The sequence below is a fragment of the Arthrobacter sp. NPDC058097 genome, assembly GCF_042884885.1.
Lineage (GTDB): Bacteria > Actinomycetota > Actinomycetes > Actinomycetales > Micrococcaceae > Arthrobacter.
In genome coordinates this window covers 180,288-206,146 of sequence record NZ_JBHVSZ010000005.1, presented here as the reverse complement: position 1 = coordinate 206,146, position 25,859 = coordinate 180,288, and the positions used below count along the sequence as shown (strand labels likewise).

Here is a 25,859-nt window from a genome sequence, read left to right as displayed (position 1 = left end):
TTGCAGGCCGGCACGAGCCCGGGATCCCGGCGTATGTGGACTGAGTGCGTCCAATCTCACCACAGGGACGGCAGGCTGCCCACGAGCCGTTCGTACATGGCCAGGGCGGAGCCGTCCGTCAGCGACGCCACCTGGTCGATGACCACGCGGAGCCGGGCGCCGTCGTCGGGCGCTTCCCGCCAGTCCGCCGCGAACATGGGCTCGAGGTGCCGGTCGCCGGAGGCGTTCAGAGCCGTCACCAGGGCGTGGAGCACCTCTCGCTGGCGTTCGTAGATGGGCTGCCGGTGGTCGGTGGTCATCACGAAGGTGGTGGCCAAACCCTTCATCACCGCGATCTCCAGGACGGTCTCCTCCGGAACCATGAGCTCGGCGTTGTACCGGGTCAGGTTCGCCGGGCCGTAGACGGCGCGGGTGGTTTCCAGCGCACTCTGGCAGAACCTGCCGATGAGCTGGCTGGTCATGTCCTTCAGCGCCGCCATGGACTTGCGGCTGCCGTCCGCCTCGCGCACCCAGACGTCGGTGGCTTCGAGCCGGGCCAGTGCGGCGTCGATGGCGGCGGGATCGTTGTGCGGCAGGTACCACTGCTTGGCGTAGCCCACCACGCGCGCCCGGTGGTCCGGGTTGTCCATCCAACGCAGCTGGAAGTGCCCGGCCACGATCGCGTCCTCGACGTCGTGCACCGAGTACGAGATGTCATCCGCGAGGTCCATGACCTGCGCCTCGAGGCAGGACCGCCGTTCGGGGGCGCCTTCGCGGATCCAGTTGAAGATGGGGAGGTCGTCCTCGTAGGCGCCAAACTTGCTGGTCCGCTGGCCGTGGATCACCGGCGCGTCCAGGGCGGACCACGGGTACTTCGCGGCCGCGTCCAGGCTCGCCCGGGTGAGGTTCAGGCCCGCCGGCCTGCCCTCCGCGTCAAGCACCTTCGGTTCGAGCCGGGTGAGCAGGCGCAGGGTCTGGGCGTTGCCCTCGAACCCGCCGATGGCGTGGGCCATCTCGTTGAGCGCCGATTCACCGTTGTGGCCGAAGGGCGGGTGGCCGAGGTCGTGGCTGAGGCAGGCGGTGTCCACAACGTCGGGGTCGCAGCCGAGGGCGCGGCCCAGTTCCCGGCCAACCTGCGCCACCTCGAGGCTGTGCGTCAGCCGGGTGCGGACAAAGTCGTCGGTGTCCGGGGCCACCACCTGCGTCTTCGCACCGAGCCGGCGCAGGGCCGAGGAATGCAGCACGCGGGCGCGGTCGCGCTCGAAGTCGGAGCGGTAAGTGCTCTTGGGCGGTTCCTCCACCCACCGGGCGGTGTCGTGGGCCTCGTAGCCCGGCAGGGCCTGCGGGGTGGTGCGGGCTTCCGCCAGCCGGCTTTCAGCCACCGGACACATCCAGTTCCGCCGCGGCGATGTCCCGCGACTGGTCCTCGTTCAGCTGGCGGCTCAGCAGCCAGTCCTTGGGCAGGGCCGGCCTCTTCGGCGAACCGGCGCGCCCGCGCGGCCCTTCGGAATCGACGCCGGGGTAAGGCAGGTCCATGTCCAGCTCGTCCAACAGTCCGCGGAGCACTTCAAGCGTGGGCACGGTGGCCAGCTTGGCCCGCAGTTCGCCGCCCACCACGTAGCCCTTGAAGTACCAGGCCATGTGCTTGCGGATCTCGCGCAGCGCCTTGTACTCGTCGTTGCCGAAGGTCTCGACCATGAGTTCGGCGTGCCGGTAGACGCCCTCGGCCACCTCACGCAGTCCGGGCCGGTGCCGCTTGTCGCTGCCTTCGAAGGCGGCCTGCAGGTCGCCGAACAACCACGGCCTGCCCTGGCAGCCACGGCCCACCACGACGCCGTCGATGCCGGTTTTGCGGACCATCCGGACGGCGTCCTCGGCGGACCAGATGTCGCCGTTGCCCAACACCGGAATGTCCGGCAGAGCTTCGCGCAGGCGGGCGATGGCGGACCAGTCCGCCTGGCCGGAGTAGAACTGCGCCGCCGTCCGGCCGTGAAGGGCGACGGCGGCAACACCGGAATCGCGCGCGATCCGGCCGGCGTCGAGGTACGTCAGGTGGTCGTCGTCGATGCCCTTGCGCATCTTGATGGTCAGCGGGACGCCGCCCTTGGACGCCTCGCGGACGGCGGTCTGGACGATGGAGGTGAAGAGGTCGATCTTCCAGGGCAGCGCCGAACCGCCGCCGCGCCGGGTTACCTTGGGCACCGGACAGCCGAAATTGAGGTCAATGTGGTCCGCCCGGTTCTCCTCCACGAGCATGCGGACCGCCGCACCCACGGTGCCGGGGTCCACGCCGTAGAGCTGGACGGAGCGGACTTTCTCGTCGTCGTCGTGCGAGATGATGCGCAGCGATTCCGGCGTGCGCTCCACGAGGGCACGGGAGGTGACCATCTCCGCCACGTACAGCCCGCCGCCATACTCACGGCAGAGCCTGCGGAAGGCAGTGTTGGTGATTCCGGCCATGGGCGCGAGCACCACCGGGGTGTCCACGGTGATGGGGCCGAGTTTCAGCGGCGGAAGTTCCAGCCGGGGGGCGGGAGGCGTTGCTACAACAGTCACCCGTCCATTGTCTCAAAGTCGGGCAAATCGGGCAGAATTCCGGGCAGGAACCCGACGGCGGCACCTAACCCCGCTCCATTCAGTCCCGCTGTGTTGGATCACGCTGTGTTTGGTCACGCTGTGTTTGGTCACGCAGCGCGGCACGCCGTCCCCGCCGGGTCGCCGGCGGCGCGCCAGCTTCGCTTTCCCGGCCAGCCACCGCCGCTGCGGCCGCGAGCGCGCCGGTGTCGTCGACGTCGTCGGCCGTTATGGCGGGTTGGCCGCCCGGGCGGTGATCCGCGACGGAGGCGCCGGGCGCCTCGGCCGACCGGATGCCCGTGGCCTTGACCACCAGCACGGCGATCAGCGTGGTGACCGGAATCGCCAGGACCAGGCCGATGGAACCGACCAGCGTGCGGATGACCTCCTCGGACAGTTCGGCGCTGGTCAGTGCCTCCCCCAGCGGACGGTTGTAGAGCATCACGATGATGAGGATGGGCAGGGCGGCGCCGGCGTAGGCGAACGCAATCGTGTACACCGTGGAGGCGATGTGGTCCCGGCCGATCCGCATGGCCGAGGTGAACAGCTTGCGGGCGCTCGTGTTGGGGGCGAGCTCGTACAGTTCCCATACCGCTGAAGACTGCGTGATGGTGACGTCGTTCAGCACGCCGAGCCCGGAGATGATGAGGCCGCAGAGGATGATGCCGGAGATGGAGATCTTGTCCGAGATGTTCACCAGTGTGGCGGCGTCGTGGCTGCCCACGCCCGCGAGGTTCGCCGCATTGGTGGCCCAGGCCGCGAGCAGGGCCGTGATGCCGAGCCCGAAGATGGTGCCCAGCAGCGCCGTCGAGGTCCGTGCCGAGAAGCCGTGCGCGAAGTACAGCACCCCGATCATGATCACCGTCGAGCCGACCAGGGCCAGCAGGAGCGGCGGCTTGCCCTCCACGAGGCCGGGGAGCATGAAGCTAACCAGCACAAAGTAGGCGCCGACAAGGCCGATCAGGGCACGCAGCCCGCGCCAGCGCGCCACGGCCACCACCACGACCGCGTAGAGGAGGGCCAGCAGGATGATCGGCATGGTGCGGACAAAGTCCACGAAGATGTACGACGGCGACCCCTGGGCCGCCGGGGCATCGGCGCCGGTGGCGGCCGCCTGCGCGTGGGCCAGGTTCAGGTAGCGGATGTTGTCGCCCACCTTCACGCCGTGCGATTTGGCGATGTCCGGGTTGATCACCACCTTGACCGGGTTGCCGCCCTTGTCCGGCTCGGTGAACGCGAAGGTGCACTGCGAGCCGCCGTTATCTCCGGCTGCCGCCGGGGTGCAGCTCTCCGTGACCACGCGCTGGATCCGCCCGGTGTCGAACGTGACGCCCGGGGCTGCGGCATACGGGTTGGCCAGGGTCAGGCCATCCCTGTTGCCCGAGGGCCACAGCGCCGCCATGGCCGCGAGGGTCAGCAGGGTCAGCGGAATCAGCACCGCTGCCAGAATCCTGTTTGCTTTCCTGCGGGCGGCCATCGCTTCCGCCGTTGGCTCCGAATGCCCTGTATGACCGTGGGAGTGACCTGCACCCATCAGCAGCTAGACCTCATGCTTGAACTCTACGGCGGCGGCCATAGGGTTGATAAATGGACGAGGAAGTGTCGGAGGATTCAGCAGTGAGCCAACGCCGAAGTGAACATGAAGCGGTGCTGACCGTTCTGGCCCCCTCCGGGCCCACCCGTGGCGTGGCCCTGGTGCTGCACGGCGGCAAGTCGCACAGCTTCGAGCCCGTCCAGGCCACGCACCTGAGCCCGGCGCGGATGGTGCCCTTCGCCCGCCACCTGCACGCCGCCGGCCGGAAACACGGCCTGGCGGTCTGGATCCTGCGGAACAGCGTGCGCGGCTGGAACGGCGAGGACATGTCCCCGCTGCAGGATGCGCACTGGGCGCTGGCCAAAATCCGCGAGGAGCACCCGGGCGTGCCCATCTACCTGCTGGGTCATTCGATGGGTGGCCTCACCGCGATCTGCGCCGCGGACGAACCGAACGTGGACGCCGTGGTGGCGCTGGCTCCGTGGCTCGATGATGCCACGCCCGTTTCCGCGGTCGCCGGACGGAAGGTCCTGATCGTGCACGGGAACGAGGACCGTTGGACGAGCCCCTCGGCTTCACTGCGGTTCGCGCGCCGCGCGGCCCCGGAAGCGGCGGAGCTGCGGTACGTGTCGCTCCGCGGCGCCGGGCACTTCATGCTGCGCCGGGTCGGACTGTGGCACAGGCTGGCTACCCGGTTCCTGATGAAGGCCTTCACGGAGCGGGCCGGAGTTCCGGGGGCTGGGTCCTCGTCCGCCGCCGCCCTGGACAGGGTACTGCCCCCGTCCGGCGAGGCACTGCCCCTGGTCCTGTGAGGCACCTGGTGTGCTGTGAGGTGCCTGGTCCTGTGAGGCGACCACTTTCATGAGCCCGTTCCCGCTGGAGGCGTTCCTCACCGCCCTGCCCTGGGCGGCGCTTGGCGTGGTGCTGGTGCTCGCCGTCACCTACGCCGCGGCCATCAGTGCGGATTCCACCGGTGCCGGAGCCGGCCGCCAGGCCCGGCATTCGGTCATGGACGTGGCGTGGGGCCCGGGCTTCGTCGTGATTGCGGTGATCTGCTTTATCCTCTCGGCCGGGGAAGGCGACGGCGGCCGGCGGGTGCTCCTGCTGGTCCTGACAGGCATCTGGGGAATCCGGCTCGGCACGCACATCGGCCGCCGGGCCCGTGGCGGCCATGAGGACCCCCGCTACGTGGAGCTGCTCAAAGGAGCACCCGGGTCGCGGAACGCCTACGCCCTCCGCCGCGTCTATCTGCCGCAGGGCCTCGTAATGTTCTTCGTCTCGCTGACCATCCAGGTGGGCATGTTCGCCACCGGCCCGCTGGGGTGGCTCGCCGTCGCGGGTTCGGCCGTGTGGCTGACCGGGTTCATCTTTGAGTCCGTGGGAGACCTTCAGCTGGAGCGGTTCAAGAACGATCCGGCCCGCCGGGGCACCGTCCTGAACTCCGGGCTGTGGCGCTACACGAGGCACCCCAACTACTTCGGCGACGCCGCCGTCTGGTCCGGGCTGTTCCTCATCGCGGCGGAGTCCTGGCCGGGCGTCCTGACCGTTCTCTCCCCGGCGCTGATGATCTGGACGCTGGCCGGCAAGACCGGGAAGCCGCTCACGGAGAGGGCCATGTCCGGCCGCCCCGGATACCGTGAATACGTGCAGTCCACCAGCGGCTTCATCCCGTGGCCGCCGCGGCGGCACTGAGATCCGGCCACCGAATGTCCTGGACCCCAGCTGCCAGCGACCGCTTCTACCGCCTCCTCGTCCGCACCGGGCTGTTCCTGCGGTGGCTGTTCGGGGTGCGCCTGATCGTGACCGGGCAGCAAAACCTGCCGGACGGCGAAGCGGGAAGCCCCACCAAGGCTGCGAGGACGGTGCTGCCGGGCAGCGGCGCCGTCGTCGCCATCACCCACTTCGGGTACCTGGACTTCGCCGCTGCAGAGCTCGTGCTGTGGCGGCACAACCGCGGGCAGCTGCGCTTTCTGATCCATCAGGGAGCCGCCGACCACTGGCTCGCGGGTCCTTTCATCAGCGCAGCGGGGCAGGTGGTGGTGCGCCACGGTTCGCGGACTGCCGCCTATGACGACGCCGTGGCCAGGCTCCGCGCCGGTGAGTACCTGGCCGTGATGCCCGAAGCCGGCGTCAGCCGCAGCTTCAAGGTCCGCGAATGCAGGACCGGGGCGGTACGGATGGCGGCCGAGGCGGGCGTGCCGCTCATCCCGGTCTCAATCTGGGGTGCCCACCGGATCCTGACCCGCGGCAACGGCCTTCCGCTGCACCTCATCCGGCGCGCACCGGTCCGGGTCCATATCGGCAAGCCGGTGCACCTGGCCGCGGATGTCGACGCGGATGCTGAAACGGCACGGCTCCGCGGGACGCTGCAGGCGGGAATCGACGCCGCCATCGCCAGCTTTCCCGTGGCGGCCCGGCCGGGCGACTGGTGGATGCCGGCGGACCTCGGTGGCGGCGCCATCTCCGAAACGGAACGCCGAAGGCTCGATGCCGCCGATCTGGCGAGGGACCGCCGTCGTACTTCTGATCCCCCAAGTAAGTAGCAGAACAGGGCGTTCCCAAAGCTGGGAACGCCCTGTTCTGCTACACAGACGGGTCAGTCGGAGACGACGAACGTCTCCGGGCCCTGGCGGCGGGCCTTGCCCGCTTCCATCAAAGGCCCGACGACGGCGCGCAGCGCTGCCATCGAATCGTCCACTTCCATGAGCACCGGGTATTGGTACGCGATGAGTGCCAGCAGGTCACGGACCGCTGCCTGGGCCTCGTCGGCGTCCAGCTCCGGCTCGTGGCCGAGGAACACGTCGGACGGGTGGTCAGCATGTCCCTGTCCGGGGTTTTCCTGCGCATAGCTGATCGCGAAGGCCTGGATCTTGCCCTTGCGGCTGGCCGGCACGCCGGACCCGAAGGCACTGGCTTTCGGGGCGCGCAGCACGATCGCGCCGTGCGCGCCGCTGAGCTCGTCCAGGAACAGTCGCTGCACCGTGCCGATGCCCAGTTCGCCCGGGCTGTCCCAGCCGTGCACGGACGTGTAGTACCGGCCCACGACGTCGGACAGCTCCACAGAACCGGTGGCCAGGTCCTCGATGCGCTCCGACGCCGCTTCCTCGGAACCGTCGCCGAAGACCGGCAGCTTCAGGGCCGCCGGCTCCACCACGACGAGCCGGGTGTGCTGGATCGGGGTGAGACCCGCCGCTTCCGCAAAGGCGGCGCCGGACGTGCCCGGCTCCACCTTGCAGCGCAGCCGGGTAACGCCCGACGGCGACCCCTCCGCCTCGCGGCGCAGCATCATGAGCAGCGTGGAACCGATGCCGGCCCTGCGGTGGTCCCGGGCCACTTCGACGTACGCCCACAGCCGCTCCGGGTGCAGGCTCGCCTCGTGGACCACGCCGGCAGCAACCGGGATGGCCACGCCGTCGACGACGTCCTCGGCCACGATGCAGCGCCGCCACGGCGCGTTTCCGGAAGGCGCGAGGGTGCCGCGGAACTGTCCCGCCTGGTCGGTCTCAGGGTCGCCCCAGACTTCCAGCAGGGCGAGGTCGTCGCCCTCGCGCCATTCGCGGTATTGGATCGCCACGGCTAGGCGCCGATCAGCCGTGCGGCCAGGTAGCCCTCCACCTTGTCCAGGGACACGCGTTCCTGGCTCATGGTGTCGCGTTCACGGATGGTGACCGCCTGGTCCTCGAGCGTGTCGAAGTCCACCGTGATGCAGAACGGGGTGCCGATCTCGTCCTGGCGACGGTAGCGGCGGCCGATGGCGCCGGCGTCGTCGAAGTCGATGTTCCAGTTCTTGCGCAGCTGGGCGCCCAGGTCCTTGGCCTTCGGGGAGAGGTCCTCGTTGCGGCTGAGCGGCAGCACGGCGGCCTTGACCGGGGCGAGCCTCGGGTCAAGCTTGAGCACGGTGCGGACATCCACGCCGCCCTTGGCGTTCGGGGCCTCGTCCTCGGTGTAGGCGTCGATGAGGAAGGCCATGAAGGACCGGGTCAGGCCGGCGGCCGGCTCGATCACGTACGGCGTATAGCGCTCGTTGGTGGCCTGGTTGAAGTAGCTGAGGTCCGTACCGGAGGCCTTCGCGTGCGTGGAGAGATCGAAGTCCGTGCGGTTGGCGATGCCTTCCAGCTCGCCCCACTCGGAGCCCTGGAAGCCGAAGCGGTACTCGATGTCGGTGGTGCCCTTGGAGTAGTGGCTGAGCTTGTCCTGCGGGTGCTCGAAGAAGCGCAGGTTCTCCTCCCGGATGCCCAGGCCGGTGTACCAGGCCATGCGCTCCTTCATCCAGTACTCGTGCCACTCTTCGTCCGTGCCCGGCTCCACGAAGAATTCCATCTCCATCTGCTCGAACTCACGGGTGCGGAAGATGAAGTTGCCCGGCGTGATCTCGTTGCGGAAGGACTTGCCGATCTGGCCGATGCCGAACGGCGGCTTCTTCCGGGACGTGGTGAGCACGTTGCTGAAGTTCACGAAGATGCCCTGCGCGGTTTCGGGGCGCAGGTAGTGCAGGCCTTCATCGCTGGCCACCGGGCCCAGGAAGGTCTTCAGGAGACCGGAGAATTCCTGCGGCTCGGTCCACTCACCGCGGGTTCCACAGTTGGCGCAGACGATGTCCTTGAGCCCGTTCTCTGGCGGGCGGCCCTTCTTCTCCTCGTATTCCTCTTCGAGGTGGTCCGCGCGGTAGCGCTTGTGGCAGGAGAGGCACTCGACGAGGGGATCGGAGAAGACCTCCACGTGGCCGGAGGCTTCCCATACCTGGCGGGGAAGGATCACGGAGGAGTCCAGACCCACCACGTCCTCACGGCCGCGCACCACGGACTGCCACCACTGGCGCTTGATGTTCTCCTTCAGCTCGGCACCGAGGGGTCCGTAGTCCCAAGCGGAACGCGAGCCTCCGTAGATCTCGCCGGCCTGGAAAACGAAACCTCTCCGTTTGGAAAGGGAAATGACCTGGTCGAGGACGGATTTTGCTGCCATGGGAACTCCAATTTCTACAGGGCCGCTGGGTGCGGTCCGCGGTGTCTCTGGCCCTGGACCGCGGCTGGATGCCGGGCGGGGGCGTGTGAAAGGGAAAACTGTGCAGGAAGCTGCGAGTCCTAGCCTACCGGGAGCTGCCTGTGGAGGGCGCCTCTCATCTTTGAAAGGGGTCCCTCGTTCGGGGTGCGCCGCTACCTTCGAAGGCGCCCGTCACCTTCGAAGCGCACCCCGCGGCCAGGGCAGGGTGGCCACGACAATGGACGCCAGGGTCAGCAGGGTCCCCAGAACCGTGGCCGCCTCCACCACGGTGCCCGGCGTGGGCACCAGCAGGTCTAGGCCGAGCGACCCCAGCAGCTGCCCGGCGATCATGCCGAGGCCCGTCACCAGCACCCCGAGGCTGCGAACCAGCAGCGCACCGAGGCCGATGAACACGCAGCCCATGGGCCCGCCGAGGTAGTACCACCACTCCCCCGGCAACGGGTTGGCCGGCCCGGCGACGGCCACCTTGATGGACCAGGCGACCCACAGCACGCAGGTGCCGGCGATGAAGTTCACCAGCGTGGCGGCGATCGGCGTCCCGTAGTGCACGGTGGCGGTGCCGTTCATGGCCTGCTGGAAGCTCATAAGGAAACCGGCCAGAACAGGCAGGATGATCGGCAGCAGGAGAGCCGCGGGATCGGCCGCCCCGGCGCCGGCCGTGCTGCCGGCCGCACCGGACGCCCCCGCCGCGCCGCCGGAGAAGCGCGGCGACACAGCCCAGGAGACCGCGGCGATGGTCAGGATGCAGCCGATGACGCGGATGCCGGTCACGGATTTCTTGCCCGCCGGGCCGATGCCAAGGCGGTCCACCAGCAGGCCGCTGAGCGTTTGGCCGGTGACCGTGGCCACGGTGAAGAGGGCTATGCCCAGCAGCCCCACGGTGAAGGACTGCGCGAAGACGAAGAAGGCGCCGATGCCGCCCGCGAGCGCGTAGTACGGCGGGAAGCGGCGTTCGCGCAGCGCGGGCAGGATCCGGGCGAGCCCCGCCCGCCCGCGCGGAGCCAGCAGGGACACGAGAACCATCACAATCAGCCCGGTGCTGAAACTGACGACTGCGGCGGCGACGCCGTCACCGAGGCGGGCACCAAGGGCCCCGTTGATGCGCCCCTGGACGGGAATCGCAAGGCCGGAGGCCACGGCCATCGGAAGGCCCGCGGCAAGGGGCAGCCGGGGTGCATGGGTCATTCGTTTCACCTAACGTCAGGCATCATTACAGGTATGAGCAACCCGGAAATCGAAGAGATCCCCATCCGCGACACCATGATCCGCCTGGGCCAGCTCCTCAAGCTCGCCAACCTCGTGGAGGACGGCGTGGAGGCAACGGAGCTGATCAAGAACGGCTTGGTCAAGGTCAACGGTGAGATCGACGACCGGCGCGGCCGGCAGCTTCACAACGGGGACACGGTGACAGTGAACGGCCAGACCGTCCGGGTCAGCGCCCCCCAGGTCTAAGGAGGCCTACTTCTTCAGCACCTCATGGGTGAGGAACTCGGACACGTGGCCGACCTCCTGCGCGTTGATGCCGTGCCACATGCCCGTGTACAGCACCTTGGTCAGTTTCACGTGCTTGCGCACCCAGCCCATCGTGTACTCGATCTTGTCCGGCGTGATGACCGGATCCTGCTGGTCCCGGCCCCAGAACAGCGGCACCGTCCCGTCCAGCTCGGCGTCCCTGAACTCGCCGTCGGAATCCGCATTGACCACAAAGCCGGAAAGTCCGACGACGGCGGCAAAGTCAGCGGGCCGCTGCCGGAGCAGCGTGGTCGCCATGGCCATTCCCATCGAGAACCCGAGAAGGGTGACGGACGGGTGGTTTGCCTTGACCGTGTCCAGCCAGTCCAGGACGTACGCTGACGCAGCCTTGACGGCGTCGACGGAGTATTCGATCGATCCGGTCAGCGGGAACCAGGAAAAGCCCGGCCCCATGGCGATGGGTGCGCGGACCGAAGCAACAGCGAAGTCGTCCGGGAGCATGTCAGCCAGGCTGAGGAGGTCCTGCTCGTTCGCGCCGTAGCCGTGCAGCAGGACGAGCAGGGGCTTGCCGGCCCTGGCTTCCTCAGGCTTGGACCACAGAACAACGGGGGCAGGAAAGGAGTCGGCTAAAGTCATGGCTCCATTCTTACAGTTACCCGCTGGTAACAACTTACGGTGGCGTAGCCAGGCGGTGACGGTACAGGATGGGAACGTGAGCGGAACCGAACCCATGCAGCAAGCCCCAGCGCCCATAGAAGAGACGAATGAGCCTGCGGGCCGCCATCCCTGGAACCGGTATGTGGCCATGGGCGATTCCTTCACCGAAGGCATCGGCGACCCCGAACCCAGCAGCCCGGGCGGCTACCGCGGCTGGGCGGACCGGGTGGCGGAAGAGCTTGGACGGGGCCATGAGGATTTCGCCTACGCAAACCTCGCCGTGCGGGGACGGCTGCTGCAGCAGATCATCGACCAGCACCATCGCGGCCATGGTCCTCGAGGCCCTGAATGTGCAGCACAGCCTGGTGCCGCTCGCGCCGAAGCCGTTGCCGCCGCGCAGCTGGCGCGAGGCGCGGAGCGAAGACCTCGTCTGGGCGCGGGAGTATTTTGTGCCGTGGGTGGTCCGGCGCCTGCGCCACAGGTCCTCCGGCGACGGCATCACCCCCAAACGGCCGACGCCGGGACCTGTGTTCGGTCCGGGCGTCCCGTTGGGTTCGGGTGAAGGGCCGCCGGGGCTGGGTGATCCGGTCCGGCAATAGCCGGGCTGAGCGGATGAACTGCCAGGGTAATCGAACTGGCAAAGGTGAGGAGCGTCGTCGGGCATGGATTCCCAGGAGGTGCTGCGGACCCGGCTGGCCGGCCAGCAGCTGAGGGAGCCGCGGGCTTCGACGGCGGAGGAAGCCCTGAGGAATCTGCTGGCCGTGCAGGCTCAGGAGTTTCCCTATGCGCGCTGGTCCCTGGCCCAGCGGACGACGGGGGCCACCGCGCAGGATGTGGAGCGGGCGGTCGCCGACGGACGGATTCTCCGGACCCATATCCTGCGGCCCACCTGGCATTTTGTGCACCGCGACGACCTGCCATGGTTGCGTGCCCTGTCCGAACCGCGGCTCCACCAGGCAAACGCCGGCACGTACCGCAGGACCGGAATCGACGACGGGGCAGCGTCCAGGAGCGCAGACGTGCTGGCGGAAGCGGTGGCCGGCGGGTTCCACCTCACCCGTGGGCAACTGGCTGACAGGCTGCAGACTGCCGGATTGCCGGCCAGGGGTCTCGCCCTCGCGTACCTGATCATGCATGCGGAGATCAGCGGGGTGCTGGTGAGCGGTACCCCCGTCCGCAGCCCGGGCGGAGCTCTGAGGCAGACCTATGCGGCGTTCGATGAGCGTGTGGCCGGGGCCGCCCCGGCTGCCGTGTTCTCGCGGGAGGAATCGTTGGCGGCCCTGGTGCTGAGGTATTTCGGGAGCCGCGGGCCTGCCACCGTCCGGGATTGCGCGGACTGGTCGGGTCTCACGATGACGGATGTGCGCAAGGGGTTGGTGCTGGCGGACGAGATTGCTCCGGGAGGGATCGCCGCCGCAAGCTTCGACGGCGCCGACTTCTATTTCCGGCCTGCTGGGTACGGCCGGGAGGCGCCGAGGCCGGGCGGGGGACCGGGACGGGTCTGTGAACCAGGGCAGGTACGCGAACCAGGGCGGGTCCGCGAAGCAGGGCGGGTCCGCGAAGCAGGGCAGGCCCGCGAACCAGGGCAGGCCGGCGATGGTCGGCCGCAGATCGACCTGGTCCAGTGCTACGACGAATACGTCATGGGCTACTCGGCCTCACGGCATTATTTCGGTGGAACCGCGCCGGCCTACCCCTTTGGCGACAACCCCATGCACGTGGTCCTGCTCGACGGGGTGCTGGCGGGATCCTGGCGGCATTCGATGGTCCGCCGGGGGTCCGCAGCGGAACGCTGCGAGCTGGACATCCGGTTCTCCCGGCCGCTGGGCCATGCCGCCGGGCAGGTCGTGGAGGCAGTGGAAGCTGCCGTGGCCAGGTACGGGGAGTTCCTCGGCATGCCGACAGTCCGGATTCCGGCGGGCACCTGACTCTGAGGCCCTGACCCCCAGACCCCTGGCTCCAAGTGCACCGCATTCCAGTGCACCGCTTTCCAGTGCACCGCATTCCAGCGCACGGCGTCCCGGAGCAGCTCCCAGCGCCCCTTCCCGTGCAGCCGTGCGCTCTGGGCATAAGCACCCCGGGCACTTTCCCTCACGGACTAAGCTGGAATCGACATTCACCGAGAGGCCCCACCGTGTTCGACTTCTTTTTCTGGATCATCATTCTGGCCGTCCTGGTTCCGATGGGCATGCGGATGTACCGGAGGTCGGTCCAGCGGCGGAACCAGGGGCCCGGCCTGCCCGGACAGTACCCCGGCCAGTTACCCAACCAGGGAGACGACCAGTTCGGCAACCAGCCGGGCAGCCCGTTTGGCGGCCCAATCTCTGGCCGCCCGGACAACCGGCCGAGGGACGGCTACACCCAGCAGGACTACTTCAGCGGCGGATTTGGGTTCCCGCAGCGCGGTGGCCGTGAAGAGCTTCCGCCCCTTAACCAGCCCTACCCGGATCAGCAGTACCCGCCATACCCACAGCCCGGACAGCACCAGTCGTATCCGAACCAGCCGTATCCGAACCAGCCGTATCCTAACCAGCCTGCCCCCGACGGAACTGGTGCACCCCCTTGGCAGCAGGGACCCGTTCCCTACGAGGACAGCCCGGAGTACCGGGCCAACCCGCCCCAGCCGCAGCAGACCCCCACCCCTCCCACCGGATCAGCCCCGTCAACTCCCCCGCCGCCGTCGGCTCCGCAGGGGTTCCGTGCACGGAAGCTGGCTGAGCTGGACCAACAGTACAGCGACGGCCAGATCTCCATGGAGGAGTACATGGCCCGGCGCAACGACATCATGAACGGTTAGGCAGCAAACCCGCGCTGCAAAGCCCCGCGATGCGGGGCCGCCCCTGCACCGCCTCAGGTTGAATTAACGGTCAGCTGAGTTGACCGGTCAGGACGCGTTGACGGTCAGCGTGACGGGGGCCGCCGTCGCGGGACCGCCGCATTCCGTCGCTTTGCCGATCTGTTGCCAGACCAGTGACACCCGTTTCTCCGCGAGAGTCTTGCCGGCACGATCGAGGGCGCGCACAGTTACCGACCCAGGCGATTCCACAACGAATCCAAATCGCCAGGCCTCGGAGCCGGTCCGCTCGACCGAGATGTGGTGTTCTGCCGGTCCCTGCCCGGGCGGGAAGCCGAGACCGTTGGCCCCGGTCGGAGTCGGAGTTGCCGTTGGAAGCACCGCTGGCGGGGCCGGGCGGTCTGTTTGCCGGGAACATGCATCCGGAGTGCACAGCTGAACCCAGGCCACGTCGCGGGTGTCCCCGTCCAGAGCCACAGTGACGTAGTTGATCCAGGCCATGGTCGGGCAGGCCTTGCCGCATCCCGGCACCGGCAGGAGCGCCGGCAGCAGGAGTGCAAGGCATGCAATAGGTCTCAGCCGGACCATGCGGCCAGCATAGGACCGGACACAATCGAAAGCTACAGGCTCCCGCGCTCGCTGACGAAGGGCCACAAGTGTACGTTCGCGCGAAAAGTATCGAGAACAAAAACAGCCCGCGGCCCGCTGCTTGTGGCTGCGGGACGCGGGCTGAGGCACAGGCCGGTCGAAACCGGCCCGAACTCAAGTTTTGATGTAAACCGAGTTTCGAGTTTAGTCGATCTGCGGGAAGCCGAGGTCAATCACCGACGTGGACGGGTCGGGCCAGCGCGTGGTGACCACCTTGCCGCGGGTGTAGAACCTGATGCTGTCCGGGCCGTACATGTGGGTGTCGCCGAAGAGCGAGTTCTTCCAGCCGCCGAACGAGAAGGTGCCTACCGGAACGGGGATGGGGACGTTGACGCCCACCATGCCGGCGTCTACGTCGAACTCGAACTGCCGGGCTGCGCCGCCGTCGCGGGTGAAGATGGCCGTGCCGTTGCCGAACTCGTTCTCGTTGACCAGCCGGACGGCGTCGCTGTACGTGTCCACGCGGACCACCGACAGGACCGGGCCGAAGATCTCGTCGTCGTATACCTTCATGCCCGGCTTCACGTGGTCCACCAGGCTGACGCCGATGAAGAAGCCGTTCGAATCGAACTGCTGCGAGCGCCCGTCCACGACGACGGTGGCGCCTTCGTTTTCCGCTCCCGCTACGTAGGAAGCCACCCGGTCCCGGTGTTCCGCGGTGATCAGCGGACCCATCTGGGAGGCGGGGTCGGTTCCCGGGCCGATCTTGAGGCCGGCCATGCGGCTGGAGATGGCCTGCACGAGGTCGTCGGCGATGTTGCCCACTGCCACGAGGACGCTGACGGCCATGCAGCGTTCGCCGGCGGAACCGTAGGCCGCGGAAACCGCAGCGTCGGCAGCCATGTCCAGGTCGGCGTCGGGCAGCACCACCATGTGGTTCTTTGCCCCGCCCAGCGCCTGCACACGCTTGCCGTGGTCCGCTGCCCGCTTGTAGATCGACTGCGCGATGGGTGTGGAGCCGACGAAGCTCACTGCCTTCACGTCGGGGTGCTCAAGCAGGACGTCGACCGCTTCCTTGTCCCCCTGGACTACGTTCAGCACGCCGGCGGGCAGCCCCGCCTCGGCAAAGGCCTCGGCGATGAAGATCGCGGCAGACGGGTCCTTCTCGCTGGGCTTGAGCAGCACGGTGTTGCCGCAGGCCAGGGCGCTGCCGATCATCCACAGCGGCACCATGGCCGGGAAGTTGAACGGCGTAATGCAGGCCACGACGCCCACCGGCTGGCGGACGGAGTGGACGTCGATGCCGCTGGAGACCTGCTCCGAGCGCTCACCCTTGAGCATGTGGGAGAGGCCTGTGGCGAACTCGATGTTCTCCAGGCCGCGGGAGATCTCACCTTCGGCGTCGGAAAGGACCTTGCCGTGCTCGCTGGTGAGGATGGCAGCGAGCTCGGGCTTGCGCTGGTTCAGGATCTCGCGGACCCGGAAGAAGATGTTGGTGCGCTTGGCCAGGCTGGTGGCCCGCCATGCCGGCAGCGCGGCGCGGGCGGCGGCGATAGCCTCCTCGGTCCGCGACGCCGAAGCGAGCGCCACCTGCTTCTCCTGTTCGCCGGTGGCCGGGTTGAAGACGGGGCCGAAACGTTCGGCGTCGCTGACGCGGCTGCCGTTGATGAAATGCGGGATCGTTTCCACGGGAAGTCTCTTTTCGTGCGTTGCTTGCAGATGCGTTGCTTATGGTGTGACCGGGGAATGTGCCGGAAGAGCCGGGCTACTTCGCGGAGGGCAGCGAGCCGTCGGCGAGCTTGATGATCATCGAGCAGTCCTTGCCCGCCTCGCCGGCGTCGATGAGCTGCTGGAACAGCTTCTGGACGTGCTTGCCGATCTCGAGCGGCGTGCCGGTGTCCTCGGCCGCACTGATGGCCAGGCCGATGTCCTTGTTGGCCAGTTCGGTGGTGAAAGTGGGGGCGAAGTCGTTGTTGGAGGCGGCGGTGGAGACCACGCCGGGCACCGGGTACCAGGTCCGCAGCGCCCACGAGTCGCCGGAAGAAACGGAGGCGATGTCCCAGAAAACCTGCTTGTCCAGGCCCAGCCGGTCGGCCAGGACGGCACCCTCCGCGGTGGACGCCAGGTTGATGAAGAGCATGAGGTTGTTGCAGATCTTCGCTGCCTGCCCGGTGGTGGCACCGCCGGTGGGGATGATGTTGGCCGCCATCGGGCCGATGTAGCCGGTGGCGTCGGCGACCGCACCCTCCTCGCCGCCCGCCATAAAGGTCAGCGATCCGGCCTTGGCCCCGCTCATGCCGCCGGAGACCGGGGCATCCACGAAACGGAAGCCGGCGGCAGCGGCGGCGTCGTGCAGTTCCTGGGCGGACGCGATGTCGATCGTGGAGGAGTCCACGAGCAGCGTGCGGGTGTCTGCGTGTGCCAGCACGCCGTCCTCACCGAGGTACACCGCGCGGGCGTGCTCACCCTTGGGCAGCATGGTGAACACCACGTCCGCGCCGTCGACGGCCTCGGCAATGCTGCCGGCCGGCTTCACACCAGCCTCCTCGGCGGCGGCAAGTGCCGCAGGGTTGAGGTCAAAGCCCCGGACATCGTGCCCGGCCTTCGCCAGATTTGCGGACATGAAGCCGCCCATGTTTCCGAGGCCGATCCAGCCGATTACTGCCATTTCATGAGCTCCTTTGCTACGGATCCGGCCGCCGGGGCCGGAAGGTCTGTGTCCACAATCACATCCTGCTAGAGTGCAATCAAGGGGAAAAATTACAGACGGCATGTGCACTGATGCACACAGAACGAAAGGCCCGCGGTGGACCTGAGGCGGCTTCCGAGCCCTGACGACCTGCTGATCCTGCTGACAGTGGCGCGCCTGGGCAGATTCAATGCGGTAGCGGAAACGCTGGGCACCACCCACACCACCATCTCCCGCCGGATCCTCGCCCTAGACAAGCAGCTGGGCGGGCGGACCCTGGAACGCAGCCCGCACGGCTGGGAACTGACCCAGCTCGGCGCCTCGGCAGTGGAGGCGGCGGAGGCCATCGAGAGCACGCTCGGATCACTCTCCGGCCTCATCAGCCAGGACCGGAGCGCCCTGGCCGGGCTGGTGCGCGTCGCGACGACCGACGGGGTTGGGGCGGTGTTCGTCACGCCTGCGCTGGTCCGGCTGCAGCAGCAGAACCCGCAGCTGAACGTCGAGATGCTGAGCGCCACCCGGAAGGTCAGCCAGAACAGGTCCGGCGTGGACCTGGAAATCGTGGTGGGCCGGACCGACGTCAGCAACGCCCAGACCATCTTCCTGAGCAACTACTACCTGCGCCTCTACGCCAGCTCCGGCTACGCCGCGGAACACGGACTGCCGGAAAAGCTCGACGACGTGGGGCAGCACGGCTTTGTCTCTTACGTTGAGTCTGCGCTCCAGGTGGCGGAGCTGGGGCACCGCTGGTCCTCCGAGCTGCCGATGCCCAGCTCAAGTTTCCAGGCCACAAGCGTGTTCGCCCAGGTGGAGGCCGTCCGGCAGGGCGCAGGCATCGGTCTGCTACCTAACTTCATGGTGGCCGGGCAGCCGGACTTTGTTCCCGTGCTCGCCGACGACTTCGAGCGCCAGCTGCCCATCTGGGCGGTGGCCCGGCCGGAGTCCCTCCGCTCGGCCCCGGTGCAGGCCGTCATCGCGTCGCTCAAGGAGGAAGTGAAGGCCCGGGCAGCCATGCTGGCGGGCTGATGCCCGGCCGTGCAGCGCCCGGACACCCGCCAGGCGCCCGGACGCCCGCCGGGCTGTTCCCCAGGCAGGCGAGCGCCCGCCGTCGGGCCCTGTCCCTCCGGGCTCAGGCCTGGAACAGCCGCCGCACCACCTGTCCGGCCGCGAGCGCATCCAGTCCCTCGTTGATCTCGGCAAGCGGCCTGGTGTCGGTGTGCAGCAGTTCCACGGGCAGCCTGCCCTCGCGCCAGTAGCCGAGGTAGAACGGGATGTCACGTGCGGGAACGGCGTCGCCCATGTACGAACCCAGCAGGCGCTTGCCGGCTCCGGCAAACTGCAGCGCCGGCACCGTCAGCTCTGCTGACGGGTGGGGCAGGCCGACCGAGACGACGGCGCCGCCCCGGGTGACGTGTCCCAGGCAGGCGGCGATCACCCCGGCCGAGCCGACGGCTTCGATGGCCACGTCCACGCCGTCGCCGGCGGCTTCCTTGATGAGACCGGCCGCGTCCTCGGGCGTCCCCACCGCGCTGGCGCCGCAGTCGAGGGCGAGCTGGTGTTTGCCAGGATTGGGGTCGATGGCGATCACGCTGGCGGCCCCGGCGAGGGAGGCGGCCATGACGGCGGAAAGCCCCACTGCCCCGAGCCCGAAGACGGCCACCGACTGGCCTGCCGCGACAGCGGCGGTGTTCAGCACGGCGCCCATGCCGGTGAGCACAGCGCAACCGAACATCGCCGCCACAGTGTCCGGGACGTCGTCGTCAATCACCACCACCGATTCCCGGGCCACCACGGCGTAGTCGGCGAAGGCCGAGACGCCCAGGTGGTGGTTGATCCGCTCCCCCGCCGGCGTCCGCAGCAGCGCCTCACCGTGCAGCAGGTCGCCCGAGCCGTTAACCTCGGCCGCCCGGTGGCACAGCGCAGGACGGCCCGACCGGCAGGCGCGGCAGTCCCCGCAGCTCGGCACGAAGACCAGCACCACGTGGTCACCCACGGACACATCGGAGACGCCGTCGCCGAGCGACACGACCCGCCCCACCGCCTCGTGGCCCAGCGCCATCGGTAGTGGCCGGACCCGCGAACCGTCCACCACGGACAAGTCGGAATGGCACAGGCTGGAGTAGGTGATGGCAATACCAAGCTCGCCGGCGCGGGGCTGCGGCCGCTCCAGTTCCTGCACGACGAGGGGCCGGGCGTCGGTGTAGCTGGGCTTCTGTGAGGGAGCTCCGGCCGCGGTTTCGGTGTTGGGGACCGTAGCGTAGAGGACTGCTGCTTTCATGGGAATCCTTGGTCTCGGTGAACGGGCAACTGCCCGGCCCCGCGTGGGTGGCGGGTCCGGGCAGCTGCTGAATGCTCGCTGGGGTCAGGGCTGAAGCCGGCCGGGTCTACTTCTTGCCCGCGGCCAGCAGGTCGGCAGTGCCCTGGGCATCGGCCGCATCCACGTCGTGGAGCGAGACGCCGCGGGTTTCCTTCAGGAAGAACACCGCGACGGCGGTGATGGCGCAGGCGATCAGCAGGTAGATGGCCACCGGAACGGAGGACTTGTAGGTGGCCAGGAGCGACGCGGCGATGATCGGGGCCAGCGAACCGGCGACGATGGAGGTCACCTGGTAGCCCAGCGAGACGCCGGAGTAGCGCATCCGGGTGGGGAACATTTCCGCCATGATCGCGGGCTGGCCGGCGTACATCAGTGCGTGGAACAGCAGGCCGATCATGATGGAAGCCAGGATGACCAGGTCGTTCTTGGTGTCCATCATCGGGAAGGCGAAGAAGCCCCAGGTGGCGCCCAGGATGGCGCCGGCCATGTAGACGGGCTTGCGGCCGAACCGGTCAGACAGCTTGCCGACCAGCGGAACGGCGGCGAAGTGCACGGCATGGGCGAACAGCAGCAGGAGCAGGATCCGGGTCGTGTCGGCCTGGACCACGGTCTTGAGGTAGGTGATGGAGAACGTCACCACGAGGTAGTAGAGGATGTTCTCGGCGAAGCGCAGGCCCATGGCCGTGAAGACGCCGCGCGGGTAGCGCTTGAACACCTCGGCAACGCCGTAGCCCTTGTGCCCGGCCTCGACCTCTTTGCGGGCTTCGAGGAAGATCGGGGCGTCGTTGACCTTGGTGCGGATGTAGTAGCCGATCAGGACGATCACCGCGGAGAGCCAGAACGCCACGCGCCAGCCCCAGCCGAGGAACGCTTCCTGCGTCAGCGTGGAGGACAGGATGAACAGCACGGCCGTGGCCAGCAGGTTGCCCATGGGCACGGCGGACTGCGGCCAGCTGGCCCAGAAGCCGCGGGACTTGCTGGGGCTGTGCTCGGCCACGAGGAGGACCGCCCCGCCCCATTCGCCGCCGACTGCGAAGCCCTGGGCAAACCGCAGGAAGACCAGGAGCGCGGGCGCCCAGTAGCCGATCTGCTGGAACGTCGGAAGGCAGCCCATGAGGAAGGTGGAAACACCCACCAGGATGATGCTCAGCTGCAGCAGTTGCTTGCGCCCGAACTTGTCGCCGAAGTGGCCGAAGACGATGCCGCCGATCGGGCGGGCAACGAAGCCGACGGCGTACGTGAGGAAGGCGGCGATGATGCCGTCCAGCTCGGTGCCGGCGTTGGGGAAGAAGGTCTTGCCGAAGACCAGGGTGGCAGCCGAGGCGTAGAGGAAGAACTCATACCACTCCACGACCGTGCCGGCCATGGACGCCGTGACAACTTTCTTGAGGCCTGAGGCCTTGACGTCGGTTTCTTCTGCACGCCTTGCGGCGGAGCTTTCCGTACTCATTGCGAACTCCTTCGGCGTCTTCCTCGACACCACGGGGACCAGTCGGGGGCGAACTGGTGTGATGCGCACCACGAACGCCGGATTCAACGAGTATGGTCTGCCAATGACGCAAGCTCAACGCCAAATAGTGCAGGGCGCATCTGCATAAATGCACACATCCACCGGTGGCGTTGCCACGATACGGTCGGCTCGGGCCGGGCGGACCGGTCCCGAATCAGTTGCGGAAGTGTTCCCTGAGCTGGGCATTCAGCTGCCCGATCTCCGTGAGGAAACCGTCGTGGCCGATCGGCGAATCGATCATGTGCACGTCCACGTTCCCGGGCAGGGCCTCGGCGAGTTCCAGCGACTGCGAGGGAAAGTACAGCCGGTCCGTCTCCACGGCGGCCACGAACACGTCGGCCGTGACCCGGGCCAGGGCTTCCTTCAGCGTCCCCCGCCCGCGGGTGACGTCATGGCTCATGAGCGCTTCCGTCAGGGCGATGTAGCTGTTGGCGTCGAAGCGCCGGACCAGCTTGTTGCCCTGGTGGTCGAGGTAGCTCTCCACCTGGTACCGGCCGCGGCCCGCCAGGGCATCGGCCTGCAGCGGCTCTTCAGGGGCCTGGGCGTTCCTGCCGAACCGGAAATCGAGCTCGAAGGCCGACCGGTAGGTGATGTGGGCAATCCGCCGGGCGAGCGCCAGGCCCTCCGCCGGTTCCGGGCCGCCGTAGTAGTCACCGCCGTTGAAGTGGCGGTCCTGCCGGATGGCAAGGGTCTGTGCCTGCGCGAAGGCGATTTGTTCAGCGGTGCTCCTGGCGCCAACGGAGATGACACCGCAGCGGCGCACGCGCTCCGGGAAAGTCACTGCCCATTCGAGCGCGCGTGCCCCGCCCATGGACCCGCCAACCACGGCGTGCCAGCTGCCGATGCCGAGCCGGTCCGCGAGCCTCGCCTCGGCAACAGTCGAGTCCCGAAGCGTCACCAGCGGAAAGCGTGAGCCCCACGGCTTGCCGTCCGGAGCGGTCGACGACGGTCCCGTGGACCCGTAACAGCCGCCCAGGATGTTGATGGAAATGACAAAGAACCTGTCCGTGTCCGCCGGCGCGCCCGGCCCGGCGAGCTGTTCCCACCAGCCTTCCTCGTCACCGGCACCCCGCGTCACGTGGGTGCTGCCGGTGAGGGCATGCTGAACGAGGATCGCGTTGGAGCCGTCCTCATTGAGCGTTCCCCAGGTTTCGTAGGCCAGGGTCACGTCCGGCAGGAAGCCTCCGGCCTCGAGCTCGAGGCTGCCGATGTTGAGGTACTGGACGGTGCCGTCGGGAAATGCACGGCCGTCAGGAAGAGTGCGGCCATCGGGAACTGCCGTCCCCTCCGGAACTTCGGCGGCGGGGACGTCGGTGCTGCTGACAGAAATCGTCATGGGTAAACCTCTTCTACGCGCTTGCCCGCCGGCAGCTGTCCGGCAGGCCAGGTCTTCACCCGGGGCACCCCACCGCGAAAGGAGGGTTGCCGGCCAGCAAGCCGGGGCTGTCGCTGGCACTCATGACCTGTTGCCCAGTTTACGAAACAGGCGGACATCTGCGCGAAGAATGTGACGGCTGTGTGACTCCCGGCCGATCCGCGCGCCGGGAGGACCACCAGCAACGGCCGGATCAGGCGCCTTTCGCCGCCCGGAATCCGGCGTCGAGGTCAGCCAGGATGTCGTCGATGTGCTCAAGGCCCACCGACAGCCGGACCAGGCCGGGGGCCACCCCGGCCACGCTCTGCTGTTCCGGGGTCAGCTGGCTGTGCGTGGTCGACGCCGGATGGATAACGAGGGAGCGGACGTCACCGATGTTCGCCACGTGCGAGTGCAGTTCCAGGGCATCCACGAAGCGCTTGCCTGCCTCGGCGCCGCCGGCGACGGTGAAGGACACCACCGCGCCGGTGCCCTTGGGCCCGTACTTCAGGCCCCGCTCGTACCACGGGCTGGACGGCAGTCCGGCGTACGCCACTGACTCCACATCGTCCCGGGCTTCCAGCCAACCGGCGACGGCCACCGCGTTGGCCACGTGGCGCTCCACCCGCAGGCTCAGTGTTTCCAGGCCCTGCGCGATGAGGAAGGCATTGAACGGGGACACCGCGGACCCCAGGTCGCGGAGGAGCTGGACCCGGGCCTTGAGAATGTAGGACAGGTTGGCTCCCAGAGCCCCGCCTGCGCCGAGGTCGCGGGCGTAGACCAGGCCGTTGTAGGTGGGGTCCGGCGTATTGAAGCCCGGGAAGCGCTCCGGGTCCGCACCGAAGTCGAAGTTGCCTGAATCCACGATGACACCGGCAATGGCGGCGCCGTGGCCGCCCAGGTATTTGGTGGCCGAGTGCACCACGATGTCCGCGCCCCACTCGAGCGGCCTGATGAGGTACGGCGTGGACAGCGTGTTGTCCACGATGAGCGGCACGCCGGCCTCGTGCGCAGTCCCGGCGACACCTTCGATGTCCAGGACGTCCTGCCGCGGGTTGGAAACCACCTCGGCAAAGAAGAGCTTGGTGTTCGGCTGCACAGCGTCGCGCCACTGCTCCAGGTTGTCAGGGTCGGCCACGAAGGTGACTGATATGCCGAACTTCTTCAGGGTGTGCGCCAGCAGGTTGTAGGTGCCGCCGTAGAGGCTGGGGCTGGCCACCACGTGGTCGCCGGCCTCGGCAATGTTCAGGATGGCGTACGTTTCTGCGGCCTGGCCGGAGCTCAGGAGCAGCGCGGCAAGCCCACCCTCCAGGCTGGCGATCCGCTGCTCAACGGCGTCCTGGGTCGGGTTGCCGATCCGGGTGTAAATGGGCGCGATCTCGGCGAGCGCGAAGCGGTCCGCCGCACTTTCGGCGCTGGGGAAGACGAACGACGTCGTCTGGTAGATCGGCAGCGACCGGGCGCCGGTGGCATTGTCCGGCACCTGGCCGGCGTGGATCTGGCGGGTTTCGAATGACCATGCGTCGGACATGCAGGCTCCTCTGCTCAAGGGGCATGTGCTGGTCCGGCACAGGCCCGCGCTTGCCGCACGGCGGGCGCCGCGCAACCAGGTCTTCACCCGGGGCACCCCGCCGCGGTGGAGGGTTGCCGGCCAGCGAGCCGGGGCCTTCTTCGCTGGCACTCATGACCTGCGACCAGTGTAGGAATGGCCCTGTTATGCCGACAGCTTTGTGACGAATTTCGTCAAAGTATGGACTTTTCGCAATGTTAGGCAACCCTAAGCTGAGAGCCCCGTCACAAAGTGCCAAGATGAGGGCATGCGCATGGATCACGTCTCTTACGCCTGTGAACACGATGGCCTCGCGGCCACCACCGAACGTATCTCCTCTGCCCTCGGCGTCGAAGCCGTAAAGGGCGGAGTGCACCCCCGGTTTGGGACCCGGAACATGATTATTCCGCTGGCCGGCCACAAGTACCTTGAGGTCGTTGAGGTCCTGGACCACCCGGCATCGGACAAGGCACCGTTCGGCCAGGCCGTCCGGGCCCGGTCCGCGGCGGGCGGCGGCTGGATGGGCTGGTGCGTCGAAGTTGACGACCTCGCCCCCTTCGAGGAGCGGCTTGGCCGCTCTGCCGTGAACGGCAACCGTAAGTTCCCCGACGGCCGGGAGCTGGTCTGGAAGCAGATCGGCATCCTGGGCCTGATCGCGGACCCCCAGGTTCCGTACATGCTGAAGTGGGAGGGCGATCCGGACCTGCACCCGTCCAACGCCTATGACAGCAATGTGAAGATGTCCAGCCTCACCATCGCGGGCTCTGCCGAGCGCGTGACCGAGTGGCTCGGCGAGCCGGTTGAACGGCCGCTGGAGGATGTCGCGGTGAACTGGGTGGCCCCGCACGGTACGCCGGGGATCCTCTCCGTCACGTTCGAAACCGCTGCGGGCGCCGTCACCATCTGACGCTCTCCGCCCTTCTCTTCGGCCGCCATCAGCGGGTGCCAACGACGTCACCCGCCGATGGCGGCCGAATCATTTTTAAGAACTGCAGTTAGCCCAGGCCGACGGCCTTGCCGAACAGGCTGAATCCCACGAACGCCACGATGTCCAGCAGCGCGTGCGCGATCACGAGCGGCATCACCCGGCGGGTTCTGGTGTAGACCCACGCAAAAACGATGCCCATGATGGCGTTTCCAATGAACGGGCCGAACCCCTGGTACAGGTGGTAGCTGCCCCGGAGCATCGAGGACACAAAGATCGCCAGAGGCATCGACCAGCCGAACTTGCCGAACCGGTCCAGCAGGTAGCCCACCACGATGACTTCCTCCACGATCGCATGGCGCACCGCGGACAGGACCAGCACGGGCACGGTCCACCAGTAGGCGTCGAGTCCGCTGGGGATGATCGCCGTCGTAATGCCCAGGGCACGCCCCGCGGCGTAGAGGCCGAGCGACGGAATGCCGATCAGGGCGGCCAAGCCGAGCCCCTGCAGCAGGTCCTTGCCAGGCCGGGCGAAGTTGAATCCCAGTTTCCGGAACGCGGAGCCGGAGTCATGCCCGGCCCCGGACTTCGACTCGCGCTGGTCGGTCAGGAAGTAGATCACCAGTAGGACCGGCACCAGGGCGAAGATGATGTCCAGGAGCTGGTAGGTCAGGTCGAAATACTCGCGGGTGCTTTGCGACCTGTTCAGCGTGGACGTCCCCTGCGCCAGCGGCGCCTGGGTCATCTTGTCCAGCAGCTGCACCACGGAGTAGACGGCGGACTGCCCCAGCGACAAGCCAAGGACAATCCATACTTCGAACCGCAGCCGACGGCGGGAGGGAACCAACATATTCCTATCTTGCCTGTACCTGCTGGTACTTTCCTGTCAGCCCGCCGGTTCCTGTCCGGCCGCGG

The 25,859-nt window shown here is 67.9% G+C and carries 23 protein-coding genes, 1 pseudogene and 2 riboswitches; of the genes and pseudogenes, 9 read left to right on the top strand and 15 right to left on the bottom strand.

Features of this window, described 5'->3' with window-relative positions:
• Nucleotides 1-56: 56 nt before the first annotated feature.
• From ACFVTE_RS10845 to ACFVTE_RS10835, 3 genes are all read right to left on the bottom strand, one after another.
• On the bottom strand, nt 57-1,370 hold the full coding sequence (locus tag ACFVTE_RS10845; RefSeq protein ID WP_387100174.1) for a deoxyguanosinetriphosphate triphosphohydrolase: 1,314 nt from the start codon (nt 1,368-1,370) through the stop codon (nt 57-59).
• On the bottom strand, nt 1,354-2,535 hold the full coding sequence (gene dusB, locus ACFVTE_RS10840) for a tRNA dihydrouridine synthase DusB (protein WP_387100172.1): 1,182 nt from the start codon (nt 2,533-2,535) through the stop codon (nt 1,354-1,356). Before dusB ends, ACFVTE_RS10845 begins: the two co-directional genes overlap by 17 nt.
• Nucleotides 2,536-2,614: 79 nt before the next feature.
• Complete coding sequence (locus tag ACFVTE_RS10835; RefSeq protein WP_387100169.1) at nt 2,615-4,087, bottom strand: YibE/F family protein; 1,473 nt, start codon at nt 4,085-4,087, stop codon at nt 2,615-2,617.
• 83 nt (nt 4,088-4,170) lie between these two features.
• Between ACFVTE_RS10835 and ACFVTE_RS10830 the strand changes: the two genes are divergently transcribed.
• The 3 genes from ACFVTE_RS10830 to ACFVTE_RS10820 are packed head-to-tail and all read left to right on the top strand — an operon-like array spanning nt 4,171 to nt 6,630.
• Nucleotides 4,171-4,899, top strand: a complete 729-nt coding sequence (locus ACFVTE_RS10830) for an alpha/beta hydrolase (RefSeq protein WP_387100166.1) — start codon at nt 4,171-4,173, stop codon at nt 4,897-4,899.
• Between the two features lie 49 nt (nt 4,900-4,948).
• Entirely contained in the window at nt 4,949-5,779 is an 831-nt protein-coding gene (locus ACFVTE_RS10825) for a DUF1295 domain-containing protein (RefSeq protein WP_387100164.1), read from the top strand.
• 14 nt (nt 5,780-5,793) lie between these two features.
• Nucleotides 5,794-6,630 carry a lysophospholipid acyltransferase family protein gene (locus ACFVTE_RS10820; RefSeq protein ID WP_387100161.1) on the top strand — a complete coding sequence of 279 codons (837 nt, stop codon included), beginning with the start codon at nt 5,794-5,796 and terminating at the stop codon, nt 6,628-6,630.
• 53 nt (nt 6,631-6,683) lie between these two features.
• Here ACFVTE_RS10820 and ACFVTE_RS10815 read toward each other — a convergent pair whose 3' ends face one another.
• The 3 genes from ACFVTE_RS10815 to ACFVTE_RS10805 all read right to left on the bottom strand — a co-directional run bounded on the left by ACFVTE_RS10815 (nt 6,684) and on the right by ACFVTE_RS10805 (nt 10,273).
• Entirely contained in the window at nt 6,684-7,661 is a 978-nt protein-coding gene (locus tag ACFVTE_RS10815; protein ID WP_387100159.1) for a GNAT family N-acetyltransferase, read from the bottom strand.
• Between the two features lie 2 nt (nt 7,662-7,663).
• Complete coding sequence (locus ACFVTE_RS10810; protein WP_387100156.1) at nt 7,664-9,049, bottom strand: glycine--tRNA ligase; 1,386 nt, start codon at nt 9,047-9,049, stop codon at nt 7,664-7,666.
• 210 nt (nt 9,050-9,259) lie between these two features.
• A complete protein-coding gene (locus tag ACFVTE_RS10805; protein WP_387100153.1) occupies nt 9,260-10,273 on the bottom strand; it encodes a DMT family transporter in 1,014 nt (337 codons plus the stop codon).
• 33 nt (nt 10,274-10,306) lie between these two features.
• Here ACFVTE_RS10805 and ACFVTE_RS10800 point away from each other — a divergent pair, with 33 nt between their 5' ends.
• The gene (locus ACFVTE_RS10800) at nt 10,307-10,540 is read left to right on the top strand and encodes an RNA-binding S4 domain-containing protein (protein ID WP_387100150.1); all 234 of its coding nucleotides are present in this window, start codon (nt 10,307-10,309) and stop codon (nt 10,538-10,540) included.
• Nucleotides 10,541-10,546: 6 nt separating this feature from the next.
• Here ACFVTE_RS10800 and ACFVTE_RS10795 read toward each other — a convergent pair whose 3' ends face one another.
• Nucleotides 10,547-11,197 (bottom strand): alpha/beta fold hydrolase, encoded by a 651-nt coding sequence (locus ACFVTE_RS10795; RefSeq protein ID WP_354261847.1) that lies wholly within the window; start codon nt 11,195-11,197, stop codon nt 10,547-10,549.
• Nucleotides 11,198-11,291: 94 nt separating this feature from the next.
• Here ACFVTE_RS10795 and ACFVTE_RS10790 point away from each other — a divergent pair.
• The 3 genes and pseudogenes from ACFVTE_RS10790 (at nt 11,292) to ACFVTE_RS10780 (ending at nt 14,015) form a co-directional block, all read left to right on the top strand.
• Nucleotides 11,292-11,817: pseudogene (locus ACFVTE_RS10790) on the top strand (SGNH/GDSL hydrolase family protein).
• Between the two features lie 63 nt (nt 11,818-11,880).
• Entirely contained in the window at nt 11,881-13,146 is a 1,266-nt protein-coding gene (locus ACFVTE_RS10785; RefSeq protein WP_387100146.1) for a winged helix DNA-binding domain-containing protein, read from the top strand.
• Between the two features lie 206 nt (nt 13,147-13,352).
• Nucleotides 13,353-14,015: a hypothetical protein gene (locus tag ACFVTE_RS10780; RefSeq protein WP_387100143.1), complete on the top strand. Its 663-nt coding sequence runs from the start codon at nt 13,353-13,355 to the stop codon at nt 14,013-14,015.
• Nucleotides 14,016-14,102: 87 nt separating this feature from the next.
• On the opposite strand, the gene ACFVTE_RS10775 is transcribed toward ACFVTE_RS10780, so the two are convergent.
• The 3 genes from ACFVTE_RS10775 to mmsB form a co-directional block, all read right to left on the bottom strand.
• Nucleotides 14,103-14,600, bottom strand: a complete 498-nt coding sequence (locus tag ACFVTE_RS10775; RefSeq protein ID WP_387100140.1) for a hypothetical protein — start codon at nt 14,598-14,600, stop codon at nt 14,103-14,105.
• 204 nt (nt 14,601-14,804) lie between these two features.
• Complete coding sequence (locus ACFVTE_RS10770; protein ID WP_387100137.1) at nt 14,805-16,289, bottom strand: CoA-acylating methylmalonate-semialdehyde dehydrogenase; 1,485 nt, start codon at nt 16,287-16,289, stop codon at nt 14,805-14,807.
• Nucleotides 16,290-16,365: 76 nt separating this feature from the next.
• A complete protein-coding gene (gene mmsB / locus ACFVTE_RS10765; protein ID WP_387100134.1) occupies nt 16,366-17,268 on the bottom strand; it encodes a 3-hydroxyisobutyrate dehydrogenase in 903 nt (300 codons plus the stop codon).
• Nucleotides 17,269-17,412: 144 nt separating this feature from the next.
• On the opposite strand from mmsB, the gene ACFVTE_RS10760 reads away from it, so the two are divergent.
• Nucleotides 17,413-18,315, top strand: coding sequence for a LysR family transcriptional regulator (locus ACFVTE_RS10760; protein WP_387100518.1), 903 nt, complete (start codon nt 17,413-17,415; stop codon nt 18,313-18,315).
• A gap of 103 nt (nt 18,316-18,418) precedes the next feature.
• Here the strand turns inward: ACFVTE_RS10760 and ACFVTE_RS10755 are convergent, their stop codons facing one another.
• The 4 genes from ACFVTE_RS10755 to ACFVTE_RS10740 all read right to left on the bottom strand — a co-directional run bounded on the left by ACFVTE_RS10755 (nt 18,419) and on the right by ACFVTE_RS10740 (nt 24,001).
• Nucleotides 18,419-19,567 (bottom strand): alcohol dehydrogenase catalytic domain-containing protein, encoded by a 1,149-nt coding sequence (locus ACFVTE_RS10755; protein ID WP_387100131.1) that lies wholly within the window; start codon nt 19,565-19,567, stop codon nt 18,419-18,421.
• A gap of 106 nt (nt 19,568-19,673) precedes the next feature.
• On the bottom strand, nt 19,674-21,056 hold the full coding sequence (locus ACFVTE_RS10750; protein ID WP_387100128.1) for an MFS transporter: 1,383 nt from the start codon (nt 21,054-21,056) through the stop codon (nt 19,674-19,676).
• Between the two features lie 214 nt (nt 21,057-21,270).
• Nucleotides 21,271-22,452, bottom strand: coding sequence for a homoserine O-acetyltransferase (locus ACFVTE_RS10745; protein WP_387100125.1), 1,182 nt, complete (start codon nt 22,450-22,452; stop codon nt 21,271-21,273).
• Between the two features lie 12 nt (nt 22,453-22,464).
• A riboswitch (SAM riboswitch) is annotated at nt 22,465-22,580 on the bottom strand.
• Nucleotides 22,581-22,684: 104 nt separating this feature from the next.
• Nucleotides 22,685-24,001: a bifunctional o-acetylhomoserine/o-acetylserine sulfhydrylase gene (locus ACFVTE_RS10740; protein ID WP_387100122.1), complete on the bottom strand. Its 1,317-nt coding sequence runs from the start codon at nt 23,999-24,001 to the stop codon at nt 22,685-22,687.
• Between the two features lie 41 nt (nt 24,002-24,042).
• Nucleotides 24,043-24,159, bottom strand: a riboswitch (SAM riboswitch).
• 128 nt (nt 24,160-24,287) lie between these two features.
• Between ACFVTE_RS10740 and ACFVTE_RS10735 the strand changes: the two genes are divergently transcribed.
• Nucleotides 24,288-24,926, top strand: coding sequence for a VOC family protein (locus ACFVTE_RS10735; protein WP_387100119.1), 639 nt, complete (start codon nt 24,288-24,290; stop codon nt 24,924-24,926).
• 88 nt (nt 24,927-25,014) lie between these two features.
• On the opposite strand, the gene ACFVTE_RS10730 is transcribed toward ACFVTE_RS10735, so the two are convergent.
• A complete protein-coding gene (locus ACFVTE_RS10730; protein WP_387100116.1) occupies nt 25,015-25,794 on the bottom strand; it encodes a CPBP family intramembrane glutamic endopeptidase in 780 nt (259 codons plus the stop codon).
• Nucleotides 25,795-25,859: the final 65 nt, after the last annotated feature.

What these genes read in the sequence shown, in the direction of transcription:
- ACFVTE_RS10845 (WP_387100174.1), bottom strand. Translation starts at nt 1,370, where the DNA reads ATGTGTCCGGTGGCTGAAAGCCGGCTGGCGGAAGCCCGCACCACCCCG.
- ACFVTE_RS10835 (WP_387100169.1), bottom strand. Translation starts at nt 4,087, where the DNA reads ATGGGTGCAGGTCACTCCCACGGTCATACAGGGCATTCGGAGCCAACG.
- ACFVTE_RS10825 (WP_387100164.1), top strand. Translation starts at nt 4,949, where the DNA reads ATGAGCCCGTTCCCGCTGGAGGCGTTCCTCACCGCCCTGCCCTGGGCG.
- ACFVTE_RS10820 (WP_387100161.1), top strand. Translation starts at nt 5,794, where the DNA reads ATGTCCTGGACCCCAGCTGCCAGCGACCGCTTCTACCGCCTCCTCGTC.
- ACFVTE_RS10810 (WP_387100156.1), bottom strand. Translation starts at nt 9,049, where the DNA reads ATGGCAGCAAAATCCGTCCTCGACCAGGTCATTTCCCTTTCCAAACGG.
- ACFVTE_RS10805 (WP_387100153.1), bottom strand. Translation starts at nt 10,273, where the DNA reads ATGACCCATGCACCCCGGCTGCCCCTTGCCGCGGGCCTTCCGATGGCC.
- ACFVTE_RS10800 (WP_387100150.1), top strand. Translation starts at nt 10,307, where the DNA reads ATGAGCAACCCGGAAATCGAAGAGATCCCCATCCGCGACACCATGATC.
- ACFVTE_RS10795 (WP_354261847.1), bottom strand. Translation starts at nt 11,197, where the DNA reads ATGACTTTAGCCGACTCCTTTCCTGCCCCCGTTGTTCTGTGGTCCAAG.
- ACFVTE_RS10785 (WP_387100146.1), top strand. Translation starts at nt 11,881, where the DNA reads ATGGATTCCCAGGAGGTGCTGCGGACCCGGCTGGCCGGCCAGCAGCTG.
- ACFVTE_RS10775 (WP_387100140.1), bottom strand. Translation starts at nt 14,600, where the DNA reads ATGGTCCGGCTGAGACCTATTGCATGCCTTGCACTCCTGCTGCCGGCG.
- mmsB (WP_387100134.1), bottom strand. Translation starts at nt 17,268, where the DNA reads ATGGCAGTAATCGGCTGGATCGGCCTCGGAAACATGGGCGGCTTCATG.
- ACFVTE_RS10755 (WP_387100131.1), bottom strand. Translation starts at nt 19,567, where the DNA reads ATGAAAGCAGCAGTCCTCTACGCTACGGTCCCCAACACCGAAACCGCG.
- ACFVTE_RS10750 (WP_387100128.1), bottom strand. Translation starts at nt 21,056, where the DNA reads ATGAGTACGGAAAGCTCCGCCGCAAGGCGTGCAGAAGAAACCGACGTC.
- ACFVTE_RS10745 (WP_387100125.1), bottom strand. Translation starts at nt 22,452, where the DNA reads ATGACGATTTCTGTCAGCAGCACCGACGTCCCCGCCGCCGAAGTTCCG.
- ACFVTE_RS10740 (WP_387100122.1), bottom strand. Translation starts at nt 24,001, where the DNA reads ATGTCCGACGCATGGTCATTCGAAACCCGCCAGATCCACGCCGGCCAG.
- ACFVTE_RS10735 (WP_387100119.1), top strand. Translation starts at nt 24,288, where the DNA reads ATGCGCATGGATCACGTCTCTTACGCCTGTGAACACGATGGCCTCGCG.
- ACFVTE_RS10730 (WP_387100116.1), bottom strand. Translation starts at nt 25,794, where the DNA reads ATGTTGGTTCCCTCCCGCCGTCGGCTGCGGTTCGAAGTATGGATTGTC.